The organism is Paractinoplanes bogorensis (genome assembly GCF_018829635.1).
Lineage (GTDB): Bacteria > Actinomycetota > Actinomycetes > Mycobacteriales > Micromonosporaceae > Actinoplanes > Actinoplanes bogorensis.
In genome coordinates this window covers 156,980-179,201 of record NZ_JAHKKG010000004.1, presented here as the reverse complement: position 1 = coordinate 179,201, position 22,222 = coordinate 156,980, and the positions used below count along the sequence as shown (strand labels likewise).

At 69.7% G+C, this 22,222-nt stretch carries 20 protein-coding genes; 9 read left to right on the top strand and 11 right to left on the bottom strand.

Annotated elements, in window-relative coordinates:
* Window positions 1-30 precede the first annotated feature (30 nt).
* The 4 genes from KOI35_RS12640 to KOI35_RS12625 form a co-directional block, all read right to left on the bottom strand.
* Entirely contained in the window at window positions 31-2,073 is a 2,043-nt protein-coding gene (locus KOI35_RS12640; protein ID WP_215786886.1) for an NACHT domain-containing protein, read from the bottom strand.
* Between the two features lie 250 nt (window positions 2,074-2,323).
* The gene (locus KOI35_RS12635; protein ID WP_215786884.1) at window positions 2,324-2,722 is read right to left on the bottom strand and encodes a DUF3592 domain-containing protein; all 399 of its coding nucleotides are present in this window, start codon (window positions 2,720-2,722) and stop codon (window positions 2,324-2,326) included.
* Between the two features lie 49 nt (window positions 2,723-2,771).
* Window positions 2,772-4,925: a hypothetical protein gene (locus KOI35_RS12630; protein ID WP_215786882.1), complete on the bottom strand. Its 2,154-nt coding sequence runs from the start codon at window positions 4,923-4,925 to the stop codon at window positions 2,772-2,774.
* An 82-nt stretch (window positions 4,926-5,007) separates the two neighbouring features.
* Window positions 5,008-5,331, bottom strand: a complete 324-nt coding sequence (locus KOI35_RS12625; RefSeq protein ID WP_215786880.1) for a putative quinol monooxygenase — start codon at window positions 5,329-5,331, stop codon at window positions 5,008-5,010.
* Window positions 5,332-5,402: 71 nt separating this feature from the next.
* Here KOI35_RS12625 and KOI35_RS12620 point away from each other — a divergent pair, with 71 nt between their 5' ends.
* Complete coding sequence (locus tag KOI35_RS12620; RefSeq protein WP_215786878.1) at window positions 5,403-6,206, top strand: IclR family transcriptional regulator; 804 nt, start codon at window positions 5,403-5,405, stop codon at window positions 6,204-6,206.
* 115 nt (window positions 6,207-6,321) lie between these two features.
* Here the strand turns inward: KOI35_RS12620 and KOI35_RS12615 are convergent, their stop codons facing one another.
* Genes KOI35_RS12615 through KOI35_RS12605 form a run of 3 tightly spaced genes read right to left on the bottom strand, consistent with a single transcriptional unit; the run spans window position 6,322 to window position 10,467 of the window.
* Window positions 6,322-7,308: an amidohydrolase family protein gene (locus KOI35_RS12615; RefSeq protein WP_215786877.1), complete on the bottom strand. Its 987-nt coding sequence runs from the start codon at window positions 7,306-7,308 to the stop codon at window positions 6,322-6,324.
* Entirely contained in the window at window positions 7,308-8,306 is a 999-nt protein-coding gene (locus KOI35_RS12610; protein WP_215786875.1) for an NAD(P)-dependent alcohol dehydrogenase, read from the bottom strand. The genes KOI35_RS12615 and KOI35_RS12610 overlap by 1 nt, the downstream gene beginning before the upstream one ends.
* A gap of 46 nt (window positions 8,307-8,352) precedes the next feature.
* A complete protein-coding gene (locus tag KOI35_RS12605) occupies window positions 8,353-10,467 on the bottom strand; it encodes an MMPL family transporter (RefSeq protein ID WP_215786873.1) in 2,115 nt (704 codons plus the stop codon).
* A gap of 179 nt (window positions 10,468-10,646) precedes the next feature.
* Here KOI35_RS12605 and KOI35_RS12600 point away from each other — a divergent pair, with 179 nt between their 5' ends.
* Genes KOI35_RS12600 through KOI35_RS12590 form a run of 3 tightly spaced genes read left to right on the top strand, consistent with a single transcriptional unit; the run spans window position 10,647 to window position 12,449 of the window.
* Window positions 10,647-10,910, top strand: a complete 264-nt coding sequence (locus KOI35_RS12600) for a hypothetical protein (RefSeq protein WP_215786871.1) — start codon at window positions 10,647-10,649, stop codon at window positions 10,908-10,910.
* Window positions 10,911-10,926: 16 nt separating this feature from the next.
* Window positions 10,927-11,409, top strand: a complete 483-nt coding sequence (gene smpB, locus KOI35_RS12595) for an SsrA-binding protein SmpB (protein WP_215786868.1) — start codon at window positions 10,927-10,929, stop codon at window positions 11,407-11,409.
* Between the two features lie 8 nt (window positions 11,410-11,417).
* The gene (locus tag KOI35_RS12590) at window positions 11,418-12,449 is read left to right on the top strand and encodes an LLM class flavin-dependent oxidoreductase (protein WP_215786860.1); all 1,032 of its coding nucleotides are present in this window, start codon (window positions 11,418-11,420) and stop codon (window positions 12,447-12,449) included.
* A gap of 74 nt (window positions 12,450-12,523) precedes the next feature.
* Here KOI35_RS12590 and KOI35_RS12585 read toward each other — a convergent pair whose 3' ends face one another.
* The gene (locus KOI35_RS12585; protein ID WP_215786857.1) at window positions 12,524-13,684 is read right to left on the bottom strand and encodes a sugar ABC transporter substrate-binding protein; all 1,161 of its coding nucleotides are present in this window, start codon (window positions 13,682-13,684) and stop codon (window positions 12,524-12,526) included.
* Window positions 13,685-14,474: 790 nt separating this feature from the next.
* Here KOI35_RS12585 and KOI35_RS12580 point away from each other — a divergent pair.
* Window positions 14,475-14,831 (top strand): hypothetical protein, encoded by a 357-nt coding sequence (locus tag KOI35_RS12580; protein WP_215786855.1) that lies wholly within the window; start codon window positions 14,475-14,477, stop codon window positions 14,829-14,831.
* Between the two features lie 443 nt (window positions 14,832-15,274).
* Window positions 15,275-15,808 (top strand): GNAT family N-acetyltransferase, encoded by a 534-nt coding sequence (locus tag KOI35_RS12575; RefSeq protein ID WP_215786852.1) that lies wholly within the window; start codon window positions 15,275-15,277, stop codon window positions 15,806-15,808.
* Here KOI35_RS12575 and KOI35_RS12570 read toward each other — a convergent pair.
* On the bottom strand, window positions 15,798-17,225 hold the full coding sequence (locus tag KOI35_RS12570) for an NAD-dependent succinate-semialdehyde dehydrogenase (RefSeq protein ID WP_215786851.1): 1,428 nt from the start codon (window positions 17,223-17,225) through the stop codon (window positions 15,798-15,800). The two genes, KOI35_RS12575 and KOI35_RS12570, sit on opposite strands and share 11 nt — an antisense overlap.
* A 197-nt stretch (window positions 17,226-17,422) precedes the next feature.
* Between KOI35_RS12570 and KOI35_RS12565 the strand changes: the two genes are divergently transcribed.
* The gene (locus tag KOI35_RS12565) at window positions 17,423-17,620 is read left to right on the top strand and encodes a hypothetical protein (RefSeq protein ID WP_215786849.1); all 198 of its coding nucleotides are present in this window, start codon (window positions 17,423-17,425) and stop codon (window positions 17,618-17,620) included.
* Between the two features lie 33 nt (window positions 17,621-17,653).
* Window positions 17,654-18,706, top strand: a complete 1,053-nt coding sequence (locus tag KOI35_RS12560) for a hypothetical protein (protein WP_215786847.1) — start codon at window positions 17,654-17,656, stop codon at window positions 18,704-18,706.
* Window positions 18,707-19,097: 391 nt separating this feature from the next.
* Here KOI35_RS12560 and KOI35_RS48365 read toward each other — a convergent pair whose 3' ends face one another.
* Window positions 19,098-20,540, bottom strand: a complete 1,443-nt coding sequence (locus KOI35_RS48365; protein ID WP_215786845.1) for an HNH endonuclease signature motif containing protein — start codon at window positions 20,538-20,540, stop codon at window positions 19,098-19,100.
* A gap of 114 nt (window positions 20,541-20,654) precedes the next feature.
* Here KOI35_RS48365 and KOI35_RS12550 point away from each other — a divergent pair, with 114 nt between their 5' ends.
* Entirely contained in the window at window positions 20,655-21,869 is a 1,215-nt protein-coding gene (locus KOI35_RS12550; RefSeq protein WP_215786843.1) for a hypothetical protein, read from the top strand.
* On the opposite strand, the gene KOI35_RS12545 is transcribed toward KOI35_RS12550, so the two are convergent.
* On the bottom strand, window positions 21,866-22,108 hold the full coding sequence (locus tag KOI35_RS12545) for a hypothetical protein (RefSeq protein ID WP_215786841.1): 243 nt from the start codon (window positions 22,106-22,108) through the stop codon (window positions 21,866-21,868). The two genes, KOI35_RS12550 and KOI35_RS12545, sit on opposite strands and share 4 nt — an antisense overlap.
* Window positions 22,109-22,222 lie beyond the last annotated feature (114 nt).

The window sequence follows — 22,222 nt, the reverse complement described above, 5'->3', positions numbered from 1 at the left end:
CGCTTGGCGCCGGGATCGTCTTCCTGACGATCAAGCCGGCTCGACCTCTGATTGATGCTCGCCGGACGCGGCGGCCAGCCGGTCCCGCAGCACAGCGTGGCGGAACTGCCAGACTCCGCCCGCCTGCCGCAGGACACCGCGCCGGTGGGCGTCAACCAGAAACGCAGTCGTGCGCCACGGCAGCCAGCCGTGGCTCCCGCACCACAGCCGCGCCAACTCGAACTTCCCGAAGGCACCGAAGCCGAGACCGATGCCGACGGTCGACAGCAAGGCCATGACGGTCGCCGTGGGCACCCCGACGAAGAAGGAGGTCGACCCGAAGATCACGGTGCCGCCCGCGATCGCCATGGCGACGGCCCGGCGGCGGTCGTCGCGCATGAGTCCGACCGGATCAGTGGCACCTGAGACATCGGCGTCACCCTCGGCGAAGTACGTCGTGAACTCGCGTACCACCCCGGCCAGGAGACCGAAGACGAACCATACGACGACGGTGACCACCGCCTCGAACGGCCGGTCCAGCAGGAGCCAAATGATCGCTCCCAGGACCAGTCCGTAGGTCAGTGTCACGCTCAGACTGGTGGATACGACGTGCCGGGCCCGCCGAGAGGCCTTCTCCCCGGTACGCATCCGCCACCGGATACGGCGTGAGGGCAGCGAGGGCGGTTCGAGTCCGACGGCGGTCCCGAACGCGAGGCCGGCCAGGACCCCGATGAGCAGTCCGGCGAGGCCTCCGTAGTTGGTCCCGCCGGCCAGCCCGCACGACAAGCCCATCAGCGCGCCGGCGGTGAGCCCGTAGGCGAACCTGACCCATCGCGGAACGATGAAGGCGAAGTCCCACCAGGTGATGTCCTGTGTGTCGTCGGCCCGCATGGTGGCGGCGAGGAAGCGCAGCCATCGCGTGGCCTCGTCCCGCCGCCACGTGTGCCCGTCCGGCCCCACGCGGGCCGGCTCCGGATAGGCCGACGGAATCAGACGATCGAGCAGCCTCGCCCGTACGGAATCGGCGTCGGCCAGATCGAGCAGCTCACCCGGATCGTTGTCCGGCTGATCCGGATCGGTGTACGTGGTGCGGGCCAGGTCGACCCACAACGGCGCCGACAGGGCGGCCGTCACCCGTCCGTCGTCCTGGTCGAACACCCGGCGCCAGTCCTCCGGGCGCGACGTCGTCAGCTCCAGGTAGTCGCGGGCGGCGTCCGGGCGCAGCGCGGTCAGCTCGGCCACGACCGCCGCCGCCAGCACATTACCGGCGAGCGCGGCCAGCGAATCGTGGTACTCCGCCGTCCGGCAGCTGACGACCAGGCTCGTCTCGGTGAACGTGTCGCCGATCGCCAGCAGCGCCTGGCGCCGCCGGTCGTCCGGCACCTCGTCGAGTCCGTCCAGCAGCGGGATCAGGTGGTCGGTGGGCACTGCCCGGCCGAAGCCGTAGTCGACCATGAGACGCCAGGCGATCCACTGCTCGAGCGTCTTCTCCTGGGGGTTCCACGTCGACAGCCGAAGCAGCACCGGCACCGGCGCGCCGGCCGTGCCGGTTCGCTTCCGGTCGGCGAGCAGCACGAGGGTCAGCCGGAGCAGGAGTGCCGTCTTGCCCGCGCCGGGCTCGCCGAGCAGCACCACCCGGCCCCGCAGCCGGGGATCGGTCACGAGTCGCTCGAACGCGTCGGGCCGGGCCGTCTCGACCGCCCTGGGCAGGTCGAGCGGTTGGTTGATCCCGTCCGACCGGATGTTGCCCCAGTGGTCGGAGCCGGGCGGGCCGACGATGGTCCAGGCGGTCGGAAGCGGCCGCGGGTTGAGCAGCCGGCGGGCGCTCTGCTCGGGCTTCCACACCGCCTCGACGCGCGCGGCCAGGGCGGCCAGGGTCTGCTCGACGACCTCGGCGGTCGCAACCGGCAGGGTCGTGGGCGGCGCGCTCATCCGGAACACCAGCCAGCCGCCGCCCGCGGTCACCAGCACCGCACCGGCGAGCCACATCCATTGGACCTTGCCGTCCGGCGAGAGAACCTGGTTGATCGCCACCCCGCCGACGACCGTCACGAGCCCGGTGATCATGACCCAGAGCTGGGCCTTCCGCGTCATCGAGAACCAGCTGCCTCCGGGTCGCGGGTCCACGTCATGATCAGGTCACGGTTCGTCGGTGATCCGGCCCGGCGGCGCGCGGCCCGACAGCCCGGCTCACCGGATCCGCGAGCTGTTGACGTCATCGGCGATCCGTCCCTTCGCCTGAGACTCCCAGTATCCAGGCCGGCGACGTCCACCGTGGAGACCCGAAAGGACGACCCGGCGCGCCGCCGTCAGCCGCGCGCGATGCACCAGATGCTGGAGCGGGTCAAACTTCCTGGACCGCGAGGGCGATGCCGGCCGCCGCGAAGCCGAAGCCGATCACCACCACCAGGATGTTGCTGCGGACATTCTCGCGGCGCTCGTCGATGGTGGCGCTGCGCGGGTCGCCGGCCAGGTAGCGTACGGAAACCGCCTCGCCGATGCCGAAGGTCGGCCGGCCCGCCGAGAGCGTACTGACGATCTCGTGCGTCGCGCCGTAGTCGTCGGTCCAGTTGACGATCACGGCCCGGCCGCCGCCCTCGCGCCGCTGATGCCCGGTGACCCGCCCCCACGCCTGCCGGCCCTCGGTGCGCAGCTTCTTCAGATGCATGATTTCCCGTACGCCCTTGTAGAGCACACCCGCACCGATGAGCACCAGGATCACGGCCAGAACCATGTCCGTCATCGTGAAGCAGCCACGCAACACCGTCGATCGTCCGGACGGTCAGGGGCCGTCAGCGCCACACGCAGGTGACGTCACGATAGGGCGGGGCGGCCGCCGCGATGGCCTGCGCGCCGGTCAGGTGCCGCTGGATCGAGTCGCCGCGTTGCAGTGTCTTGCCGCTCCACGTCCAGCGGGTCTCGAGGGTGGTCGCGGCCACGATGGCCCCGGTCGCCGGGTCACGGTCGAAGGCCGCGCTGCCCGCGATCAGCTCGGGCCGCCCGTCGCCGTCGACGTCGGAGCACCCGATGCCGGCCGTACGCTCGAGCGACGTGGCGGTCTCGAAGTCGACCGCGATCCGCACCAGCCCGGCCGACGTCGAGGAGAGCAGCCGGACCGTCGAGCCGGACTGCACGACGATCTCCTCACCCGGTTCGCCGTCCAGGTCGAGGCTCTCCACCACCATCGGATCGTCCACCGGCAGCGCCAGGTCGGAGACCCGGCCCGCGGCCAGGATCGCCCGGGCCGTCCACTGCTCGCCGCGCCGCAGGAGCAGCAGCGAGTCGGTCCGCCCGTCGCCGTCCAGGTCGGCCCGGGTCAGGCTGCGGCAGAACGCGTCCGGCGGCACGAACGCGCCGGCCCGGCAGCCCCGGGTGGCCACGTCGGCCGCGTCCCCGGCCGGGAACTCGCCCGGCGGCCGGTTCGCGGTCAGCACCGTCCAGGTGCCGTCGAGGGCGATGCACAGCCGGTAGTTCTTGCCCTGTGCGGCCGTCTGCCGCACGACGCCGACGTCCTCGGGTGTCAGGCCCAGGTCGGTCAGCCGGGCCGGGTAGGTCAGCAGGTCAGGGTCGGCCATCCCGTAGACGTAGCCGTCGCGGGAGGTCTCGTCGCACGGCCACCGCAGGGGCGGGGTGGTGACCAGGGCGGCCACCGCGCTCGTGACCCGGGGGCCGGTCAGGGGCGTGTTCGCGTAGATCAGGCCGGACGGCGGCACCAGGTCGGGGAGGGCGTCGCGGGTGGCCGCCGCGTACAGGCGCTGCTGGGTCGCCACGACGACCGCCGGGATCGCTCCGCCCGGCTCGTTCAGGGCCTTGACCGGGATCACCGGGCTGCGCTGGGCGAACACCCGCCAGCCGCCGGGTTCGGCCGGGACCGCCGCGACGACGCCGGGCAGGCCGGGCAGGGCCGCGAGCACGGATCCGCGTACGTCGGCCCGGTCGGCCCAGCCCTGGGTGCCCATCGCCGGTTCGGTGGCCGCGAACGCCTCGCTCACACAGGGCGGCACCGGCTGACCCGGGGGCAGAGCCAGAGCGCACCGTACGGCCTGGACCGTCACGTCGGCCGGCACGAACGCCGAGCTCATGACCGCGACGAGGTACTCGGCCGTGGACACGTCCGGGCCCGTACGCGTACGGAAGTCGACGGTCGTCAGATTGCCCGGCAGCGACACGTCGAGTGTCCCCTGCCCGGGCAGATAGGTGCGGTTGCGGTCGGCCTCGGCCAGTTTGCGCCACACGGTGTCGGCCAGGCTCGACCGGTTGGGCTGGCTGACCGTGATCGGCGGATAGCGGCCGAGCTCGGCGAACAGGCCGCTGGTGCGGTCGCTGACCACCCGCATGAGGGCCGGCCGGTCGGCGGCGCCCGCGGCCACGCACGTACGGACGGAAGCGCCCTCGACCCGGACGCTCCAGCGCTGCGACCGCAGGGTGCCGCAGTCGGCCGCGGGGGCATCGTTCGCCCCGGCCCCCGCGATCAGATCGGGGGCCGAGACGACCGCTCGTCCGGCCGAGAGGATCGCGAGGTTCGCCGTTGTGGTGGTGATCGTCCGGGCGGCGCGGTCGACCATCCCGCCCTCGGTGCTCCACACCCGGTTGACGTCGCGCGACACCACCGCGATCAGCCCGCCCCGCTCGTCCTCGCGCAACGGCAGGGTGACGGTGGCCGGGGCCTTCAGGGTCGCGTCGCCGAGCGAGACCCCGACCGGCTCGGCGAGCCAGGTGAGCCCGTCGGGGGCGTCGATGCTGGGGCGCGGCGCGATCCGTACGTCGGTGTCCGCGCTCAGCGCGCCGGCCGGGAACCGGATCGACACGCCGTCGTCGGTGGCGATCGTGCCGCCGGTGGCCGCCACGATGTGCGCGACGGTCGCCGGGGACCGCAGCGACCAGGCGACGACGCCGCCGGCCGCCAGCAGCACGGCCGCCACGACGACGGCCAGGGCCACGCGCACGAATCTCCTCCTGGGTCCCGGGGGACCCACGGTAGGAAGCGTGCTCAAGTGCGGTGAACCTCCGGTCGGGCACGACCGTGCGCTATTCGACGGCGAGCTCCCCCAGTTCGGACCAGCCGTCCTGATCAACAGTCTGACTGACGATCTTGGGGGTCTGCGACAAATACTGTGGCAGATCGAGCTGTGCCTGTTTGAAGTGGGCCGACCCGACGTGCGCCGCGCCCGCCTCGCCGTCCCGGAACGCCTCGACCAACACGTATTCGTTCGGGTCGTCCAGGCTGCGGGACCAGTCGAACCACATGCAGCCGGCCTCGGACCGGGTCGCCTCGGTGAACGCCTTGGCGATCTCCGGCCAGCGGTCGGCGTGCTCCGGTTTGACCGGGAACTTGGCGGTAATGAAGATCATGTCTCCGTCTCCCTTTCGCGCGATCAGTGAACGGTCTTCCCCGGGCCATTGTCGCCAAGCAGTCTGAGCAGATGACTGGCGGCAAGGGCACCGGCGTCCTGCAATCCGTCGAGCGGGCCATGCGCGTGCTCGACCACATCGCCTCGGCCCCCGGTCCGGTGCAGGCCAAGCAGATCGCCCGCGATCTCGGGCTGACCCTGCCGACCACGTACCACCTGCTCACCACCCTGGTCACCGGGGGCTATCTGGTGCATCTGGCCGACGAGCGGGCGTACGCGCTGGGCCACCGCGTCGACGATCTGGCCCGCGGCCTGCACCGGCAGATCGCGGCCCCGCCCGAGGTGCAGCGGGTGGCGTCCGTGGTCCACCAGGAGGCGCAGGCCGCCTCCTACTACGCCACGCTGCGCGACGCCGAGATGGTCGTCGCCCACGTGGCCGAATGCCCGGCCCACCCCCGCATCCGGATCCTCGCGGTCGGCTTCCACCAGGTGCCGCACGCGACCGCGTTCGGCAAGCTGATGCTGGCCACGTTGCCGGTCGACGACCGCGAGACGCTGCTCGAGCACACCGGCACCCCGGCCGTGACCGCGGGCACGGTCACCGACCGCGGGCTGCTCACCCGGCAGTTGCGCCAGGTGCGCGGCACCGGCCTGGCGATCGAGGTGGACGAGTTCCAGGACGGCCTGAGCTGCATGGCCGCTCCGGTCACCGACGCGGCCGGCCGTTTCGTCGGATCCGTGGCGGTGTCGATGCCGACGACCCGGTTGCGCTCCGATCGATGGTCGGTCGAGCGAGCCGTACGCCTCGGTGCCGTCCGCGCCACCCGGGCCGTGGCCCTGAGCACCGCCGCCCGTACGGGTCGTCTGAGTCAGTGAAGTCACAGAAATCGCCCTGTGGATAAGTCGTTTCGCCGTTTTTGCGCGCGCTACTTTCTTGGCCAGCCCCCTGGGTGCGGCGGGGTTGGGCTGGTTGGACAAGATCAAGCTCGCCTCATACAAGATCGAGTTCGCCGGGCACTTTGATGTCGTAGAGGCGGGCCGCGTTGAGACCCAGGATCTTTTTCTTCGCCGTACGCGTGAGCACCCCGTACTCGCCCTGCATGTCCTCCGGCATCTGAAAGTCGGCGAACCGCTCGACCAGCCACCCCGGCGGCCACACCGCATAGTCGCTGCCGAACAGGATCCGGTCCTCACCGAGCCAATACAGCAACTCCCCGATGATCTGCGCGAAGTACCGGGGCCGCCCGTACAGGAACGGCATCGCCATCGCCAGCCCGCCGTACACATTCGGTTCCTGCGTCGCGATCCAGCAGAAGTCCTCCAACCGGGGCAGCCCCACATGCTCGACGATGAACCGGAGTCCCGGGAACACCGTCGCCGCGTCGTCCACATCGGCCACGTCGAAACTGTCCCGGTTCATCGGATAAACCGTCGGTCCTTTGTGTACGTGAATGTTGCGGATCCCCAGTTGTTCGCACTTCTCGAGATACCGGTAGGCCCACGGGTCACTGAGTTTCCAGCCTTTGCTGTCCCCCTTCCATTCGGCCGTGCAGAGCATCACGCCCGGCAGATGCCACCGCTCGTGCAGCGCCTCCAGCCGATCCAGCCCGGCCTCCCCGTCGCGCGGGTCCCACCGCCCGTTGATCAGGAACCGGCCCTGGTGCCGTTCGGCCAGTTCGCCGTTCTGCTCGGTGGTGGTGAACCCGTTGACGAACCAGTCGGTCAGGTCGGCCGACTGGAGGATCGCCAGGTCGGCGTGCCCCACCTCGAACAGGTCGTGGATCATCCGCTCCTCGGGGTAGCGCTCGAACTCGGGCAGCGCCCACCGTTCCCCGGGCGGCGAGAGGTTCACGTGGTAGTCGTGCAGGCACTTGATGTACCCCTCGCCGTACCGGTTGATCTGGTTGGCCGGGCTGCCGTCCCAGAACCGGGTGTGCCCGTCGACGACGAAGTAGCTCTGCCCGTCCCGGCTGTACATCAGGGGACGAGGATTCCCCGGCCCTGGAGCCGTCCGGCCTCCAGATCGTCCATCGCCTCGTTGACCGCGGTCAGTGGATACGTCCTGGTGTGCAGCTTTACCTTGCCCTGGGCGGCCAGCGTCATCAGCTCGTCGAGGTCGTTGTAGGAGCCGACCAGGTTGCCGATGATGTTGCGTTCGGTCGAGATCAGGTCGATGGTCGGGATGTTCACCGAGCCGCCGTACCCGATCACGTAGTAGCTGCCGGCCCGCCGGGTCATGGTCAGCCCGAGCGCCTCGGCGCCCTGCTCCCCGACGAAGTCGAGCACCACGTTGGCGCTGTCGGTCAGGTCGTCGCCGTTGGCCACCACCTCGTGCGCGCCGAGTTCGCGGGCCAGTTGGCGCGCCTTCTCGTTGGGGTCGATCACGACGACCTTGGCCGCGGTCATGGCCAGCAGGCACTGGATGCCGATGTGGCCGAGTCCACCGGCACCGATGACCACACACGTCTGGCCCGGATAGAGCAAAGGCACAGCTTTCCGTACGGCGTGGTAGGCGGTCAGTCCGGCATCAGCGAGCGCCGCAACGGCCGCCGGTTCCAGGCCGTCGGCCAGCTTGACCACCGAACGCGCACTGGTCAGCAGCAGTTCGGCCATGCCGCCGTCGGTGTCGATGCCTGGGAACTTGGAGTTCTCGCAGTGCACGTCGTCGCCCGAACGGCACGGCCGGCACAGTCCGCAGGTCACCAGCGGGTGCAGGATGACCGCATCGCCGGGGGCGACGTTGGTGACCGCGCTGCCGACCTCCCGCACCCAGCCGGCGTTCTCGTGGCCGATCACGTACGGGAGTTGCACGCCGGACTTCTCGGCCCACTGGCCTTCGATGATGTGCAGGTCGGTGCGGCAGAGTCCGGCCGCGCCGACCTGCACGATCACGTCGAGCGGACCGCTCAGCTTTGGTTCCGGCACCTCGTCGATCGACGGTCGCTTGCCATAAGAGTGAACTCGGACAGCCTTCATCTGCGCCTCCTAGTCTCCAGGCCTTCGAGACTGCGCAGTGGGAGGCTCAGTGCGTAAGTTCGGGTTCAGATGATGACAACGGTGTTTCGTCTTTCTCACCGGTCTCGTGGGCGAGCCGGCTGGGCCACCACATCCAGCGGCCGACGTCGAGGTTGAGCGCGGTCACCAGCACCGACCGCACGATCAGCGTGTCGAGCAGCACGCCGAAGGCCACCGCGAACCCGATCTCGACGAAGGCCACCAGTGGCAGGCTGGCCAGCGCGGCGAACGTGCCCGCGAGCACGATGCCGGCCGAGGTGATCACGCCGCCGGTGGCACCGAGCCCGATCAGCGCCCCGCGACGGGTGCCGTGCTGCAGCGCCTCCTCGCGGACCCGGGTCATCAGGAAGATGTTGTAGTCGATGCCCAGGGCGACCAGGAACACGAAGACGAACAGCGGGAACGACGTGTCTTCGGCCGGGAAGTCGAAGATGTAGCGGAAGGCCAGGATGCTCACGCCCAGCGCGGCCGCGAACGACAGCACGACGGTCGCCATCAGGATGAGCGGCGCGACGATCGCCCGCAGCAGCAGCCCGAGGATGACCAGCACGACGAGCAGCACCAACGGGATGATCAGCCGGTTGTCGTGGTTGTTGGCGTCGTTGATGTCGACCACCACCGCCGTGTAGCCGCCGACCTTGGCGTCCGCGCCCGGGATGGCGTGCACCACCTCGCGGGCCACTTCCACCGTCTTCTGCGCGGCCTGACTGTCCGGTGGGGCGGCCAGGGTGGCGTCGATCATCACGAGATCGCCTTTGACCACGGGCTCGGCGACCTCGCTGATGCCGAACACGGTGCCCAGCGCCTGACTCACCGGGCCGGCCGCGGCCTGGTTGGCGATCACCGTGACCGGCTGGCCCCCGCCGGCCGGGAAGTGCCGGGCCAGGGCCTCCTCGGCGATCGTGGACGGCTGCTTGGTGGTGAACTGCTCGGCCGACGTGAGGCCGACGGCGTTGGACTGCAGCAGGCCGAGGGCCATCGCCCCGAGCACGACGGCGGTGCTGATCCAGACCGTGCGCGGGCGGCGGGCGATCCGGCCGCCGAGCCGGGCCCAGACACCGGTCGCCGTCGGCTCGGGGGTGCCGAACCGCGGGCGGACCGGCCAGAACAGCCAGCGGCCGCAGATCACCAGCAGGCCGGGCAGCAGCGACATCATCGCGGCCAGGCCGATCACGATGCCGATGGCGGCGACCGGGCCGAGGCCGCTGGTCGAGTTCAGTTCGGCCAGCGTCAGGCACAGCATGCCGACGGCCACGGTGGCCGCGCTGGCGATGATCGCCGGGCCAGCCCGGTGCAGGGCGAACTGCATCGCCTCGTGCCGGTCCTCGTGCCGTCTCAGCTCCTCGCGATAGCGGGCGACGAGCAGCAGCGCGTAGTCGGTGCCGGCGCCGAAGACGAGCACGGTCAGGATGCCCGCGCTCTGCGCGTTGACCGCCAGGTCGGCGTACTTGGCCAGCAGATAGATGACGGCCTGGGCGCTGGTCAGGGCCACGCCCGCGGTGATGATCGGCAGCAGCCACAGCACCGGGCTGCGATAGGTGATGAGCAGGATGATCGCCACCACCGCGAGCGTGGTGTAGAGCAGGGTGCCGTCGATGCCCGCGAAGGCACCGGCCGAGTCGGCGGCGGAGGCGACCGGCCCCGCCAGATAGACATCCAGCCCCGGCCCCGCGCCCGACCTGGCCGCGGCGGTGATCTGGTCGGCGATGTCGGGCAGCGCGTCCCAGCCGTCGTCGGTGATCTTGACCGGGACGATGACCTCGATCGCGGCCTTGTCCGGAGACGGGATCGGCCCGGTCACGTCGCCGGTGACGCCGGTGATCGTGCGCATCCGGGCGACGTCGGCGTTGACCTTCGCGAGGTCAGCCGGGGTGACCCCGCCCGTCCGCTCGTAGACCACGATGGCCGGAGCGATGTCGTCCGGCTGGAACTGCTTCTGCAGGTCGGCGACCTGGGTGGCCTCGGCCCCGCCGGGCAGCCACGCGGAATTGTCGTTTTTCTCGACGTCGGTCAGCTTGCCCGCCATCGGTGCCGCGAGCACCAGGACGACGACCCAGAAGGCCAGGACGATCCATTTCGTCCACCGGCCCGCGACCAGCCGAGCTACCCCACCCGTAGTCATCTCGTTCCCCCCGAGACCTGGTGTAAGACCGTGGGAGCGTATGCCTGCGTTTGTTTCGCGCCAAAGCGTTCTCAGGGTGAACTCAGGGTAATTTCAGGCTTCGCCGTCCACTGTGTTCCGCGGTGAACGAAATGCCCCTGGGTCGCCCCCACCAAGGTCATTTCGGCATAATCGTCGAGGTGACCAATTGGGAATACGCGCGGCTCGAGTACCGCGCCGCCGGCACGCTCGGCGCCGACCGTTTCATGGACTGGACGGCGACCTTCCACCATCCCGGCGGCGTGCTGCGCTGGGGCACCGACGAGCGCTTCGACGACCTGCGCCACCTCAACCGGGCCGGGGCGGCCGGCTGGCAGGCCTACGACCGCGCCGCCCAGCACGTGCACAACGAGCCTCACCGGCTCAGTGTCGTGACTTATTCCATGCGGCGGCCCGTGCCGTAAAGCTATCGTCTCCCCCGTGAGCAGGGAGACCGGACGCAAACTGATCGCCTCGAACAAGAAGGCGCGGCACGACTACGCGATTCTGAAGACGTACGAGGCGGGTCTCGTGCTGGCCGGCACCGAGGTCAAATCGCTCCGGGAGGGCCGGGCGTCGCTGGTCGACGCGTTCGCGCAGGAGCACGAGGGCGAGATCATGCTCTACGGGCTGCACATCGCGGAGTACGGCTACGGCAGCTGGACCAACCACGCCCCGCGCCGCACCCGCAAGCTGCTGCTGCACAAGTCCGAGATCGTCAAGATCCTGGCCCAGCTGCGCGACGGCAACGGGCTCACCCTGGTGCCGCTCTCGATGTACTTCAACGAGGGCTGGGCCAAGGTCGAGCTCGGGATGGCGCGCGGCCTCAAGTCGTACGACAAACGCCAGGTGCTGGCCGCGCGCGACGCTCAGAAGGAGATCCAGCGCGAGATGGGCCGCCGCCTGAAGGGCCGTTCCCGGTAACACTTAGTGTGATCATCGTGGAATTTGGATTGGATACCTTCGGCGACGTCACCGTCGACGAGCACGGCCAGAAGCTCCCGTACGCACAGGTGATCCGCAACGTCGTCGAGCAGGCGGTGCTCGCCGACAGTCTCGGGGTCGACGGTTTCGGCCTCGGCGAGCACCACCGCGACGACTTCGCGGTCTCCTCGCCCGAGATCGTGCTGGCCGCGATCGCCGCGCGCACCGAGCGGATCAAACTGGGCACCGCGGTCACCGTCCTCAGTTCCGACGATCCCGTACGCGTCTACGAGCGCTTCGCCACGCTCGACGCGGTCTCCCACGGGCGCGCCGAGATCATCCTGGGCCGCGGCTCCTTCACCGAGTCGTTCCCGCTGTTCGGCTACGACCTGACCGACTACGAGAAGCTGTTCGAGGAGAAGGCCGACCTGATGGTCAAGCTCCTCGCCGAGGGTCCGGTCACCTGGTCCGGCACGGTCCGGCCGCCGCTGACCGACCAGCAGGTCTACCCCAAGACCGAGAGCGGCCACATCCGTACGTGGATCGGGGTGGGCGGTTCCCCCGAGTCGGTGGTCCGGGCCGCCCAGCACGGGCTGCCCCTGGTGCTGGCCATCATCGGTGGCGAGCCGGTGCGGTTCGCCCCCTACGTCGAGCTCTACCAGCGGGCGCTCAAGGAGTTCGAGCAGCCCGAACTGCCCGTGGCCGTGCACTGCCCCGGGTTCGTGGCCGAGACCGACGAGGAGGCGGCCGAGATCCTCTGGCCGCACGCCCGCAACATGCTCAACCGGATCGGCCGGGAGCGGGGCTGGCCGCCGCTGAGCCGCGACCGCTTCGAGAACGACATCCGCGACGGTGCCTGGCACGCCGGCTCCCCCGAGACGGTCGCGCAGAAGATCGCCCGCACCATCCAGCATCTCGGCATCCAGCGCTTCGACCTCAAGTACTCGGCCGGCACGCTGCCCCACGAGCACATGATGAAGGCGATTTCCCTGTACGGATCCCAGGTCGTCCCGCGGGTCAAGGAACTGCTCGCGGCCTGACCCCGTCATGCACGAAGGGCGCCGGACCATCCCGTACGGGAAAAAGGTCCGGCGCCCTTCTCGACGCGCGGGGGTTACTGGTTGTTGTCGTCGTTCTTCGCCTTGTCGTCGGCGAATGTGCCGACGCCGTTGTCCTTGCAGAGCTGCAGGTACTTGCCCTTGCAGAGGGTGTCCTGCGAGATGTACTTGTCGACGACGACCACGTCGTTGATGTTCTCGGCGGTGATCGAGGCCGGCGGCAGGCTGATGAACGGCACGTAGGCGCCCGACTCGGGGTCCTTCAGGTTGTCCTTGACCACCGGCTTCTCGCCCTTGAAGAGCGTGATGGCGACCCGGGCCGCGTTCTCCGCCTCGAGCTTCACGGCCTTGTACACCGTCATGCACTGCTCGCCGGTCAGGATGTTCTGCAGGCCCTCGACCGTCGCGTCCTGGCCGGTCACCGGGACCGAGCCGGCCCGCTTGTACTTGCGGAGCACCTTGATGACCGCGTTGCCGATGCCGTCGTTGGCCGCGAGGACGCCACCGATCTGCGGCGTCTGCTTCAGCATCTGCTCGAAGATCTTGCCGGCCTCGTCGTTGTCCCAGTCCGGCACCCACTGCTCGGGGCCCTTGGTGAAGGTCGCCGTGTCGTACTGCTGGTCGAGGATCCGGTCGTAGCCGTCCTTGAACAGGGTCGCGTTGTTGTCCGAGGGCGAGCCGTTGAGCTGAGCGACGATCGGGTTGCCGGCGCCCTTGCTCTCGAGGCACTTGGACAGCCCGTACGCCTGCAGCTCGCCGACCTTCACGTTGTCGAAACTCACGTAGTAGTCGGCGCCGCCGTTCAGGGTCAGACGGTCGTAGTCGATCGTCGGGACCTTCTTCTCGCGGGCCTTGGCCAGTACCGCCTTGCCGCTGGCGGAGTCGAGGTTCGCGATCACCAGCACCTTGACGCCGCTGTTGAGCATCTGGTCGGCGATCTGCTGGAACGCGGCGCGGTCACCCTTGGCGTTCCGGATCTCGACGGCGACGTTCTGCTGCTTGAACGCCGCCTCGAGATACTTCGGGTCCTCGTCGCGCCAGCGGTTCGAGCTCTCCTCGTCGGGCAGGATCACGCCGACGCGGGCCCCGCTGCCACCGCCGCCGATGGTGCTGGTGCCGCTACTCGAGCTGTCCGCGTTGGAGGAGTCGTCACACGCAGTCATGGTGGCCGTCGCCATCAGGCCGACGGCGGCGAAGGCCAACAGCTTCTTGCGCATCTGGTGAGTCGTCCTCTCCGGTGGAACTCGACCTGTGGGGGCTACGGTCGGGCCGACCAAGTATCAGGCAGAGCCCGACACGCCCGACAGTGGGTACGGCGCCGGAGAGAAAAATAGTTCATTTCCCGTCCGTAAGCACCCTTGAGTTACGTACGGTATCGACAGTCGTGATCTTTTCCTGCTCAGCGCCGGTGACTTCTAGGGAAAATCGTCCATCAGGCGCCTTGTCCTGCCCGGATGCCGTCAACCCCGGTCATCAGGATGATCAAAAAGGCCCATTCGGCCGCAGCACGCAGAGCATTGCCACCATTACCGAAAGCTATTCGCGAGTCATATTCACACTTCGGGGCCGGTTGCAGGTCGGCACAGAGATGTGGACTGGTCGGAGGAGACGCGGCGAGGCTGCGCGGAGTCGTGGACTGGTGGTGAGTCGACGCGGCCGGGTTGTGCGGAGTCCTGGACCGGTGGTGAGTCGACGCGGCCGGGCTGCGCGGAGTCCCGGACCGATGGTGAGTCGACGCGGCCGGGCTGCGCGGAGTCCCGGACCGATGGTGAGTCGACGCGGCCGGGCTGTGCCGAGTCCTGGACCGGCGGTGAGGAGGCGACGGGACCGGGTTCGGGCTGATCGGGATGCGGGAACGGGCTTCTACGAGCTCTCGCTCGACCTGGGCGCCGCACGCGGCCCGGGTTGTGCGGAGTCCTGGACCGGTGGCGAGGAGACTTGGCCGGGTTGTGTGGAGGTTTGGTGCTGGGACCGGGGCGGCCCGCGGATCGGCGCTAGTCTGCCGCGATGACAGCGGAGGCGGGCGCGGAGCGTCGCAGGTGGTTCAGCCGGGAGCGGTACGGCCCGCCGAGCACCGTGGCCGGGTTCGCCGGGGCGTTCCTCGCGCTTTTCATCCTGGCCGGCATGGCGCTGATCGCGACCGCGCCGCTCATGTCGAACGCCTGCACCGATGCCGCAGGCCAGACGGTGTGCCCGATCGACGGCCCGGACTGGGTGCGGCCATGGCCGGGCAACGCGATCTTCCTGGGCCTGGGCGTCGCCCTCGCCGGCCTCCTGATCGGGCGCCCGCTGCGCACCCGCGCCGTGATCGCCGGCTACGCGCTGGTCGCCGTCGGCCTGATCGCGGGCGCGCTCGTCCTGTAGGCGCGCCGACCCCTTCCAGGGCCGTTCGCAGTCGACCTGACCGCCGGCACGCTCGTCCTCCAGCTCCGCGTCGACCCCTCCAGGCCCGGTCACCGCCGACCTGACCGCCGGCGCGCTGACCTCCAGCACCGCGTCGACCCCCGCCAGGGCCGATCACCGCCGACCAAACCGACCGACACGCTGACCTCCAGCACCGCGTCGACCCCCGCCAGAACCGATCACCGCCGACCAAACCGACCGACACGCTGACCTCCAGCACCGCGTCGACCCCCGCCAGAACCGATCACCGCCGACCAAACCGACCGACACGCTGACCTCCAGCACCGCGTCGACCCCCGCCAGAACCGATCACCGCCGACCAAACCGACCGACACGCTGACCTCCAGCACCGGGTTCCCTTGGTCGTCCCGGGGCGGCCTCCCCGCGTACGGGAAGATGGTCTTATGACTTTGACCAGCCGCCTCGCGACGCGGGCCGACGTGGATGTGCTGCGGGCGCTGATGGATCGGGCGATCGCGGAACTGCTGCCCGGGTTCCTGTCGGACGAGCAGGTTCGCGCCAGTGCCGCCATCATGGGGCTGGACACGCAGCTCATCGACGACGGCACCTACTTCGTCATCGAGTCGGACGGGGTGCCGGCCGGGTGCGGCGGGTGGAGCCGACGGGCGACGCTCTACGGCGGTGACCACGCGGCCTCGCGCGACAGCGCACTGCTCGATCCGGCGCACGACCCGGCTCGCGTGCGGGCGATGTACACCGACCCGGCGTACAAGCGGCGCGGGGTCGGGCGGATGATCCTGGAACTCTGTGAGCGGGCCGCGGCGGACGAGGGCTTCACCCGGCTCGAGCTGATGGCGACCCTGGCCGGCGAGCCGCTCTACCGCAGCTACGGCTTCGCCGAGGTGGAACGGACCGAGGACGCCCGCGGGGGCGCCCCCGTCCCGATCGTGCGAATGCGGCGGGACATCACCAGCTGACGGCGATGTACTTCGACTCGAGGTACTCCAGCAGGCCCTCGTGCCCGCCCTCACGGCCGATGCCGCTCTGCTTGACCCCGCCGAACGGCGCCGCCGGGTCGCTGACCAGGCCCCGGTTGAGGCCGACCATGCCCGCCTCGATCGCCTCGCTGATCCGCAGGCCGCGGGCCAGGTCGGTGGTGTAGACGTAGGCGACCAGCCCGTACTCGGTGTCGTTGGCCAGCCGGACCGCCTCATCCTCGCTGGTGAACGTGACGATCGGCGCGACCGGCCCGAAGATCTCCTCGCGCAGGATCGGCGAGTCGGGCGCGACCCCGGTCAGCACCGTCGGCGGATAGTAGAAACCGGGACCTTCCGGACGGCTGCCGCCGGTCTCGGCCTTGGCCCCGGCATCGAGCGCACCCCTCACGAGTTCGTCGACCTTGGCCACCGTGTCCTCGTTGACCAGCGGGCCGACCTGCGTGTCCTCAGCCGTGCCGGGCCCGACCCGCAGCGCCGACATGCGAGCGGCGAGCCGAGAAGCGAACTCGGACGCCACCGACGCCTCGACGTAGAAACGGTTCGCGGCCGTACAGGCCTCTCCCCCGTTGCGCATCTTCGCGATCATCGCGCCCTCGATCGCCGCATCCAGATCGGCGTCGCCGAACACCACGAACGGCGCGTTACCGCCGAGCTCCATCGACGTGTTCACCACGTTGTCAGCCGCCTGGGCCAGCAGAATCCGGCCCACCTCGGTCGAGCCGGTGAAGGACAGTTTCCGTACGCGGGAATCGTGCAGCATCCGCGAAACGACCTTGCCCGAGCTCCGCGACGGCAGCACGTTGACCACGCCCTCGGGCACCCCGGCCTCAGCGAGGATCGCTGCCATGGCCAGCGCGGTCAGGGGCGTGTCGCTGGCCGGCTTGAGCACCACCGTGCACCCGGCCGCCAGCGCCGGACCGATCTTGCGGGTAGCCATCGCGGCCGGGAAGTTCCATGGCGTCACCAGCACACACACCCCGACCGGCTGGCGCGTGACCAGGATCCGGTTGGCGCCGGACGGCGCGGTCGCGAACTGGCCCTCGCCGCGGACGGCCTCCTCGGCGAACCATCGGAAGAACTCCGCCGCGTACGTGACCTCGCCCTTGGCGTCGACCAGGGCCTTGCCGTTCTCCAGGCTGATCAGCTTGGCGAGCTCGCCGGCCCGCTCGGTCATCAGCTCCCACGCCTTGCGGAGGGTCTCACCGCGTACGCGCGGAGGGGTTGCCGCCCACGCCGGTCCCGCCGCCGCGGCCGCGTCGACCGCCGCGACGGCATCGCTCTCGCCGCCGTCGGCAACCGTGGCGATCACGTCGCCGGTCGCCGGGTCGAGCACGTCGAAACGGTTCCCGGACGACGCGGGAACCCACTTACCGCCGATGAAGAGTTCAGTTTCCACGCCCCCAGCATGGTCCAGCCGCCCTGTTACCGCCACGCTTCGCGGGCTAAGCGCGGCGGTATGACCTTCTTCGGGCAACCGCGTCCCGTCGCCAACCTGTTCGGTGTCGAGTTGTGGGAACGGTTCTCGTTCTACGGCAGGTCGCCTGCTTTCAGCTCGATCGATGGTGTGCGCCGTCCTGCGGTGCGAAGCCGTCGTTGCGCGCGTTCAAGGTGCGCGCGTTCGAGGTGCGCGCGTTCAACGTGCGCGCGTTCAACGTGCGCGCGTTCAACGTGCGCGCGTTCAACGTGCGCGCATTCAAGGTGTCGGTATCAATACTCTGCGGATATGGCTGGCTATCGGATTCCTCACCCCTCGGCACTCGCCGGAAAAATCTGGCCGTATTGCTCTTCTAGAATGAATCTTGCCCCGCAAAGTACAATGTCGACATGCGAACGGAGGTTGACTCCGAATTTACTGGGAAATTTGGACTGACTGTCGAAATCGCGATGCTACTTTTCGTCACGGTTGCCGCCTCGGTCGGTGCCGGCTATCAGTACTGGATGGCAAGTAGTTCCGCCTCTTCATCGTACGACGGTGCAATCGACGTCCGCTTGCCGGTTGATTCAGATGAGACCTTGCCCGGACCGCAACGCCTCGATGTCGAGATCGGCTTCGACGGAATAGTCCGGGACAGCGTTGATCAGCTTGCCGCGCAGAATTTTCTTCAGGTGCGAATTCACTCCGGGAGCTCATCGCTCGCCGGGCGCGAGATTGTCATCACGCTTTACGGCGATACAGTGATCACCGATGCGCGGGCATCCACCTATACACATGCAGAGTCGGCCGCAAGCGCCCCGATCGCACGCTCCAACACCTTTGACGCGCGCTCTGTCAACGCACGGCAGGAGATTGCGCTCCGCCTGCCAAGAGGCGTTTTCTACCCGGTCGACGTCGTAGTCTCCGGCGAAATGCGGCGCCCGCTCGGCGTCGTCCGGGGCGGTCTGGCTGACGTGAAGTTCCCGGCCTGCTTTGCCGATAGCAGCGTGCGGTCATGCTCGGTCGACGGCGGTGACATCGAGGCTGGAGAGACGCTTTCCTACGCATGGCCGCGCCTGGCAGAAACCTCCAGGCTCAGTTGGAAATTTACCCCTGGCGATGGAATCAAGCTCGATCTCCCCGGAGCGCACATACGCCTCGGCGACAATCATTCGTCGCGGCAGCGGGACGGCGCTTTGTTCAGCTCCGGTGCGCTTCTCGGCCTCGCCGGAGCTGCCCTGCTCGAGCTACTGATCCGGCTCGTGAAGGTGGTCGAGTTTGTCACCGGGAAACGCCGCGGGGAAATCCGAAGACGCACACTCAAGGGTGTCGCCACATGGTACGAACCCACGCAGGACTCCCAGCCCGAAATCATCTCTCCCGTTCCTGATGCGAACCCGGAGATTGGCCAGAAATGGAACGAATGGAAGCGATTGAACGCTGATCGTCGCGTCGGACGATAGCAACGGGACGGGCTTCCTCAGGCGGATTCATCTACCCCGGCTGCACGCCTGACCAAGCGCCGGTCATCTCGGTGGCTCGACATGACGGCAGCTCGACATGACGGCGGCTCGGCGTAGCGGCAGCTCGACATGACGGCAGCTCGACATGACGGCAGCTCGACATCACGGCAGCTCGACATGACGGCAGCTCGACGTGGCGACAGCTCAGCGTAGCGGCAGCTCGGCGTGGCGGCGGCTCGACGTGGCGGCGGCTCGACGTGGCGGCGGCTCGACGTGGCGACAGGGCACACGGCCATCACTACGGCGAGATCGGGGTGCGTCAACGTGGCAGGGCAGTGAGCAGGCCCAACGAGATGCTCGCGATGGCCGCGACGAGAGCCGCTGCGACGTGCTACTGGCGCAGGCGGTAGAGGTTGCGGCGGGGGCCCTGGCTCGGGTCGATGTGGGGTGGTGGGAGGAATTCCACCTGGCGGTCGGGGCCGAGGCGGAGGTGCCAGCCGGCCGTGGGGTGGTGGATCAGGCGGTGGTGGGCGCGGCACAGCAGGACGAGGTTGTCGAGGTCGGTTGCGGCGCCGGTGGTCCAGGCGGTGATGTGGTGGGCGTCTGTCCAGCGGGGTGGGCGGTCGCAGTCGGGGAAGGCGCAACCCTGGTCGCGGACGTGCAGGGCTCGGCGCAGGGGGCCGGTGGCGGTGCGGCGGGTGCGGCCGGCGTCGAGGATCTGGCCGGCGCCGCCGAGCAGGATGGGCAGGAGCTGGGCGTCGCAGGCCAGGCGACGGGCGCTGGCGGGGCTTAGGCGTTCGCCGGTGTCGGTGGTGGCGGTGCCCAGCGTTCGGGTGAGCGGGTCGTAGGCGACGGTGACGGCGAGCTGGGCGGGCTGGCCGCCGTCGTCGGGGAGGTCGCCGGTGCGCAGGGCGAGGCGGCAGATCTCGATCAGGGCGTCGGCACGGCGTTGCGGTGGGGTGCGGTCGTCGTCGGGGGTGGGGCGGCAGAGCGGGTGCAGGGCGGCCTTGAGGGTGGCAGCGTCTTCGGCGCCGAGCTGGCCGGAGAGCCGGACCAGGCCGTCGACCGGCAGGGACAGCGTGAACCCGCGGCGGCGGTGGGCACGGGCTTCCTGGCGGGCCAGGGCGGCGGCTTCGGCCTGGTCGGCGAGGTATGGGGCGACGTGGGCGAGGATCCGTTCGCCGATGTGGCGCAGCTGGAAGGCGCTGAGCCGGCCGGCCATGTCGATCATGGTGTGGGCGGCCTGCCGGACCAGCTCGGGAGTGCCGGGCGCCACGGGATCGGCGACAGCGGGATCGGCGGCGGCGGGATCGGCAGCGGCGGGATCGGCAGCGGCGGGATCGGCAGCGGCGGGATCGGCAGCGGCGGGATCGGCAGCGGCGGGATCGGCAGCGGCGGGATCGACGGTGGCGGGATCGACGGCCATGTCCGGGTCAGCGTCGGTGTCGATGGCGGCGAGGTCGGTCGGGAGTGCGGCCATCGTCGTGGCGATCTCGGCGGCCTGGCGCAGGTCGATGGCGCCGTCGAGGACCGCCTGTTCGACGATGGTGTGGCGGGACAGGGCGGTGGCCTGTTCGACGAGTTCCCGGGCCGGCTGGGGGTCGACGAGCAGCAGCTCGCGCAGCCACCGCGCGGGGGTGCGGAACCCGTGCGCCGCGGGCAGAGCGCGGGAGCAGGCCTGACGTACGAGCTGGACCTTCAGGGCGGTGGCGGCCTGCTCGAGGCGGTGGGCGGCTTTCAGACTGTCGGTGACTTGGTCGTCGGACAGCGACCACAGCGGCGCCGCGGCGAGTGCCGTGGTGTCCTTGCCGAGAAGCTGTATCTCCGCCAACATGCGGACCATATTCGAACACCTGTACGACAACTTCGGGTGCCCACGAGATCCACATTCACCATCTGAAAAGCCTCCGAAGACCGGACGCCACCAGCAACGTGATCCACTACCGGGGTGGCTACGTTGCGGACGGTGTGGTTCTGGCCGGGGACGGGGTGGGCCGATCGCCCCTGGGTCGAGGCGCCGGGCGAGGATGCGTTCGCCCGCAGCGCCAACAGTGTGAGCGAGCTGTATTCGCAAGGGGTCCGGCCGGCCGGCATCACGAACCGGCACTCGGAGTTGCGCCTGTTCACCCGGGACGGCGGGGACCGCGAGGACGTGCTGGTCATGGTGCATCCGGAGGAGAACGAGGGCTTCGAGATGGCGGTGGCGGAACTGCCGAAGGGTGTCGACCGGCTCCCGGCCGCCAAGCGGGCCCGGCTCGTGCTGGAGGTCATGCACGGGGCGGCCGTACGGCTGGGGCAGGCGCGGGGATGGGATCCGGCCGGACTGGCCGGGGCGCACGCGCATGTGCTGGCCGCAGGTCTGCGGTTCCGGTGGGACGGGCCGGCCAAGTCCAGCCCGGATCGGCGGCACACGGCGCAGCCGTCGTTCGTGCTCGGGGACGACGGGCTCGGCCGGGTGGTCGTACGGGTCCGGCGGCGCGAGGACGGATCGACGGTCTGTGTCTCACCGGTGGCGGCCGTGTGGGGCTCGTCGAGGGCGTTCGCGGACTATGCGCGCACGGTGCGGTGGAACGGGTCGTCGCTGGTGAACTTCGGGCCGGAGGACGGGGTGGTGATCGGGGCGGACGGGTCCTCGGTCGCCGGTTCGCCGTACTGGCCGATCACGCTCGACCTGAACGATCCGGGCACGTTCGGGGTGGAGCCGGCGGACACCACGGGCCCGGTCCCGGATGTGGACGGCCTGTCGGCGGACACCGCGGGCCCGGTCCCGGATGTGGACGGCCTGCCGGCGATCGTGGTGCGGACTCCGGCCGACCTCGGGCCGCGGATCGAGATCGTCGGCGGCGGCTCACGGAAGGCGATACCGGCGGCGTACCAGCAGACGCTGTCCGGCCTGCTCGTCCAGTTGCGCGCGCCGGCGTGGCGGGACTGGTGGTCGGGCGCCGACCGGGACCTGCTGGAGATCTTCTACGAGTTTCCGGACGGCCCGGCCCGCTCTTCCGTGCGCCGGGGCCGGAACGCCGTGGTGGCGACGCTCCGGCGATCCCCGGCGACGCTGCGGGACGAGCCGGACCCGGCCGCGGTGGCCCGGCGGGACGTGGTGGAACTGCTGGACGCGATCCGGCGCCGGGCCGGGCTGGGCGAGCCGCCGCCGCTGATCTAAGCCGGGGGCGGGGGCGGAGCGGCGGCCTCGGCCATGCGGGTGATGGCGACGGCGGCGCGGATGAACGGGTTGGCGGCCAGGTCGGCGATCGTGTTGATGCCGAAGGCCAGGCTCAGGCCCTCGGCCTCCTCGTCGCTGACGCCGGACAGGGCGGCGACGGGGGCGTTGACCAGGTCGGTCAGGGGTAGGTCGCGGAAGGGTTCGTCGAGCAGGGCGTCGAGGTTGACGGAAACAGGCATGCGCTATGCCTCCCAGATAAGAAACTGAACAGCAGCATCGCACAGTCCACTGTGGTACAGCCACGAACCGGCACAGCCACGAACCGGCACAGCCACGAACCGGTACGGCCACGA

What these genes read in the sequence shown, in the direction of transcription:
- KOI35_RS12585 (WP_215786857.1), bottom strand. Translation starts at nt 13,684, where the DNA reads ATGCGCAAGAAGCTGTTGGCCTTCGCCGCCGTCGGCCTGATGGCGACG.
- KOI35_RS12640 (WP_215786886.1), bottom strand. Translation starts at nt 2,073, where the DNA reads ATGACGCGGAAGGCCCAGCTCTGGGTCATGATCACCGGGCTCGTGACG.
- KOI35_RS12580 (WP_215786855.1), top strand. Translation starts at nt 14,475, where the DNA reads ATGACAGCGGAGGCGGGCGCGGAGCGTCGCAGGTGGTTCAGCCGGGAG.
- KOI35_RS12560 (WP_215786847.1), top strand. Translation starts at nt 17,654, where the DNA reads ATGCGAACGGAGGTTGACTCCGAATTTACTGGGAAATTTGGACTGACT.
- KOI35_RS12615 (WP_215786877.1), bottom strand. Translation starts at nt 7,308, where the DNA reads ATGTACAGCCGGGACGGGCAGAGCTACTTCGTCGTCGACGGGCACACC.
- KOI35_RS12605 (WP_215786873.1), bottom strand. Translation starts at nt 10,467, where the DNA reads ATGACTACGGGTGGGGTAGCTCGGCTGGTCGCGGGCCGGTGGACGAAA.
- KOI35_RS48365 (WP_215786845.1), bottom strand. Translation starts at nt 20,540, where the DNA reads ATGTTGGCGGAGATACAGCTTCTCGGCAAGGACACCACGGCACTCGCC.
- KOI35_RS12635 (WP_215786884.1), bottom strand. Translation starts at nt 2,722, where the DNA reads ATGACGGACATGGTTCTGGCCGTGATCCTGGTGCTCATCGGTGCGGGT.
- KOI35_RS12625 (WP_215786880.1), bottom strand. Translation starts at nt 5,331, where the DNA reads ATGATCTTCATTACCGCCAAGTTCCCGGTCAAACCGGAGCACGCCGAC.
- KOI35_RS12610 (WP_215786875.1), bottom strand. Translation starts at nt 8,306, where the DNA reads ATGAAGGCTGTCCGAGTTCACTCTTATGGCAAGCGACCGTCGATCGAC.
- KOI35_RS12575 (WP_215786852.1), top strand. Translation starts at nt 15,275, where the DNA reads ATGACTTTGACCAGCCGCCTCGCGACGCGGGCCGACGTGGATGTGCTG.
- KOI35_RS12620 (WP_215786878.1), top strand. Translation starts at nt 5,403, where the DNA reads ATGACTGGCGGCAAGGGCACCGGCGTCCTGCAATCCGTCGAGCGGGCC.
- KOI35_RS12545 (WP_215786841.1), bottom strand. Translation starts at nt 22,108, where the DNA reads ATGCCTGTTTCCGTCAACCTCGACGCCCTGCTCGACGAACCCTTCCGC.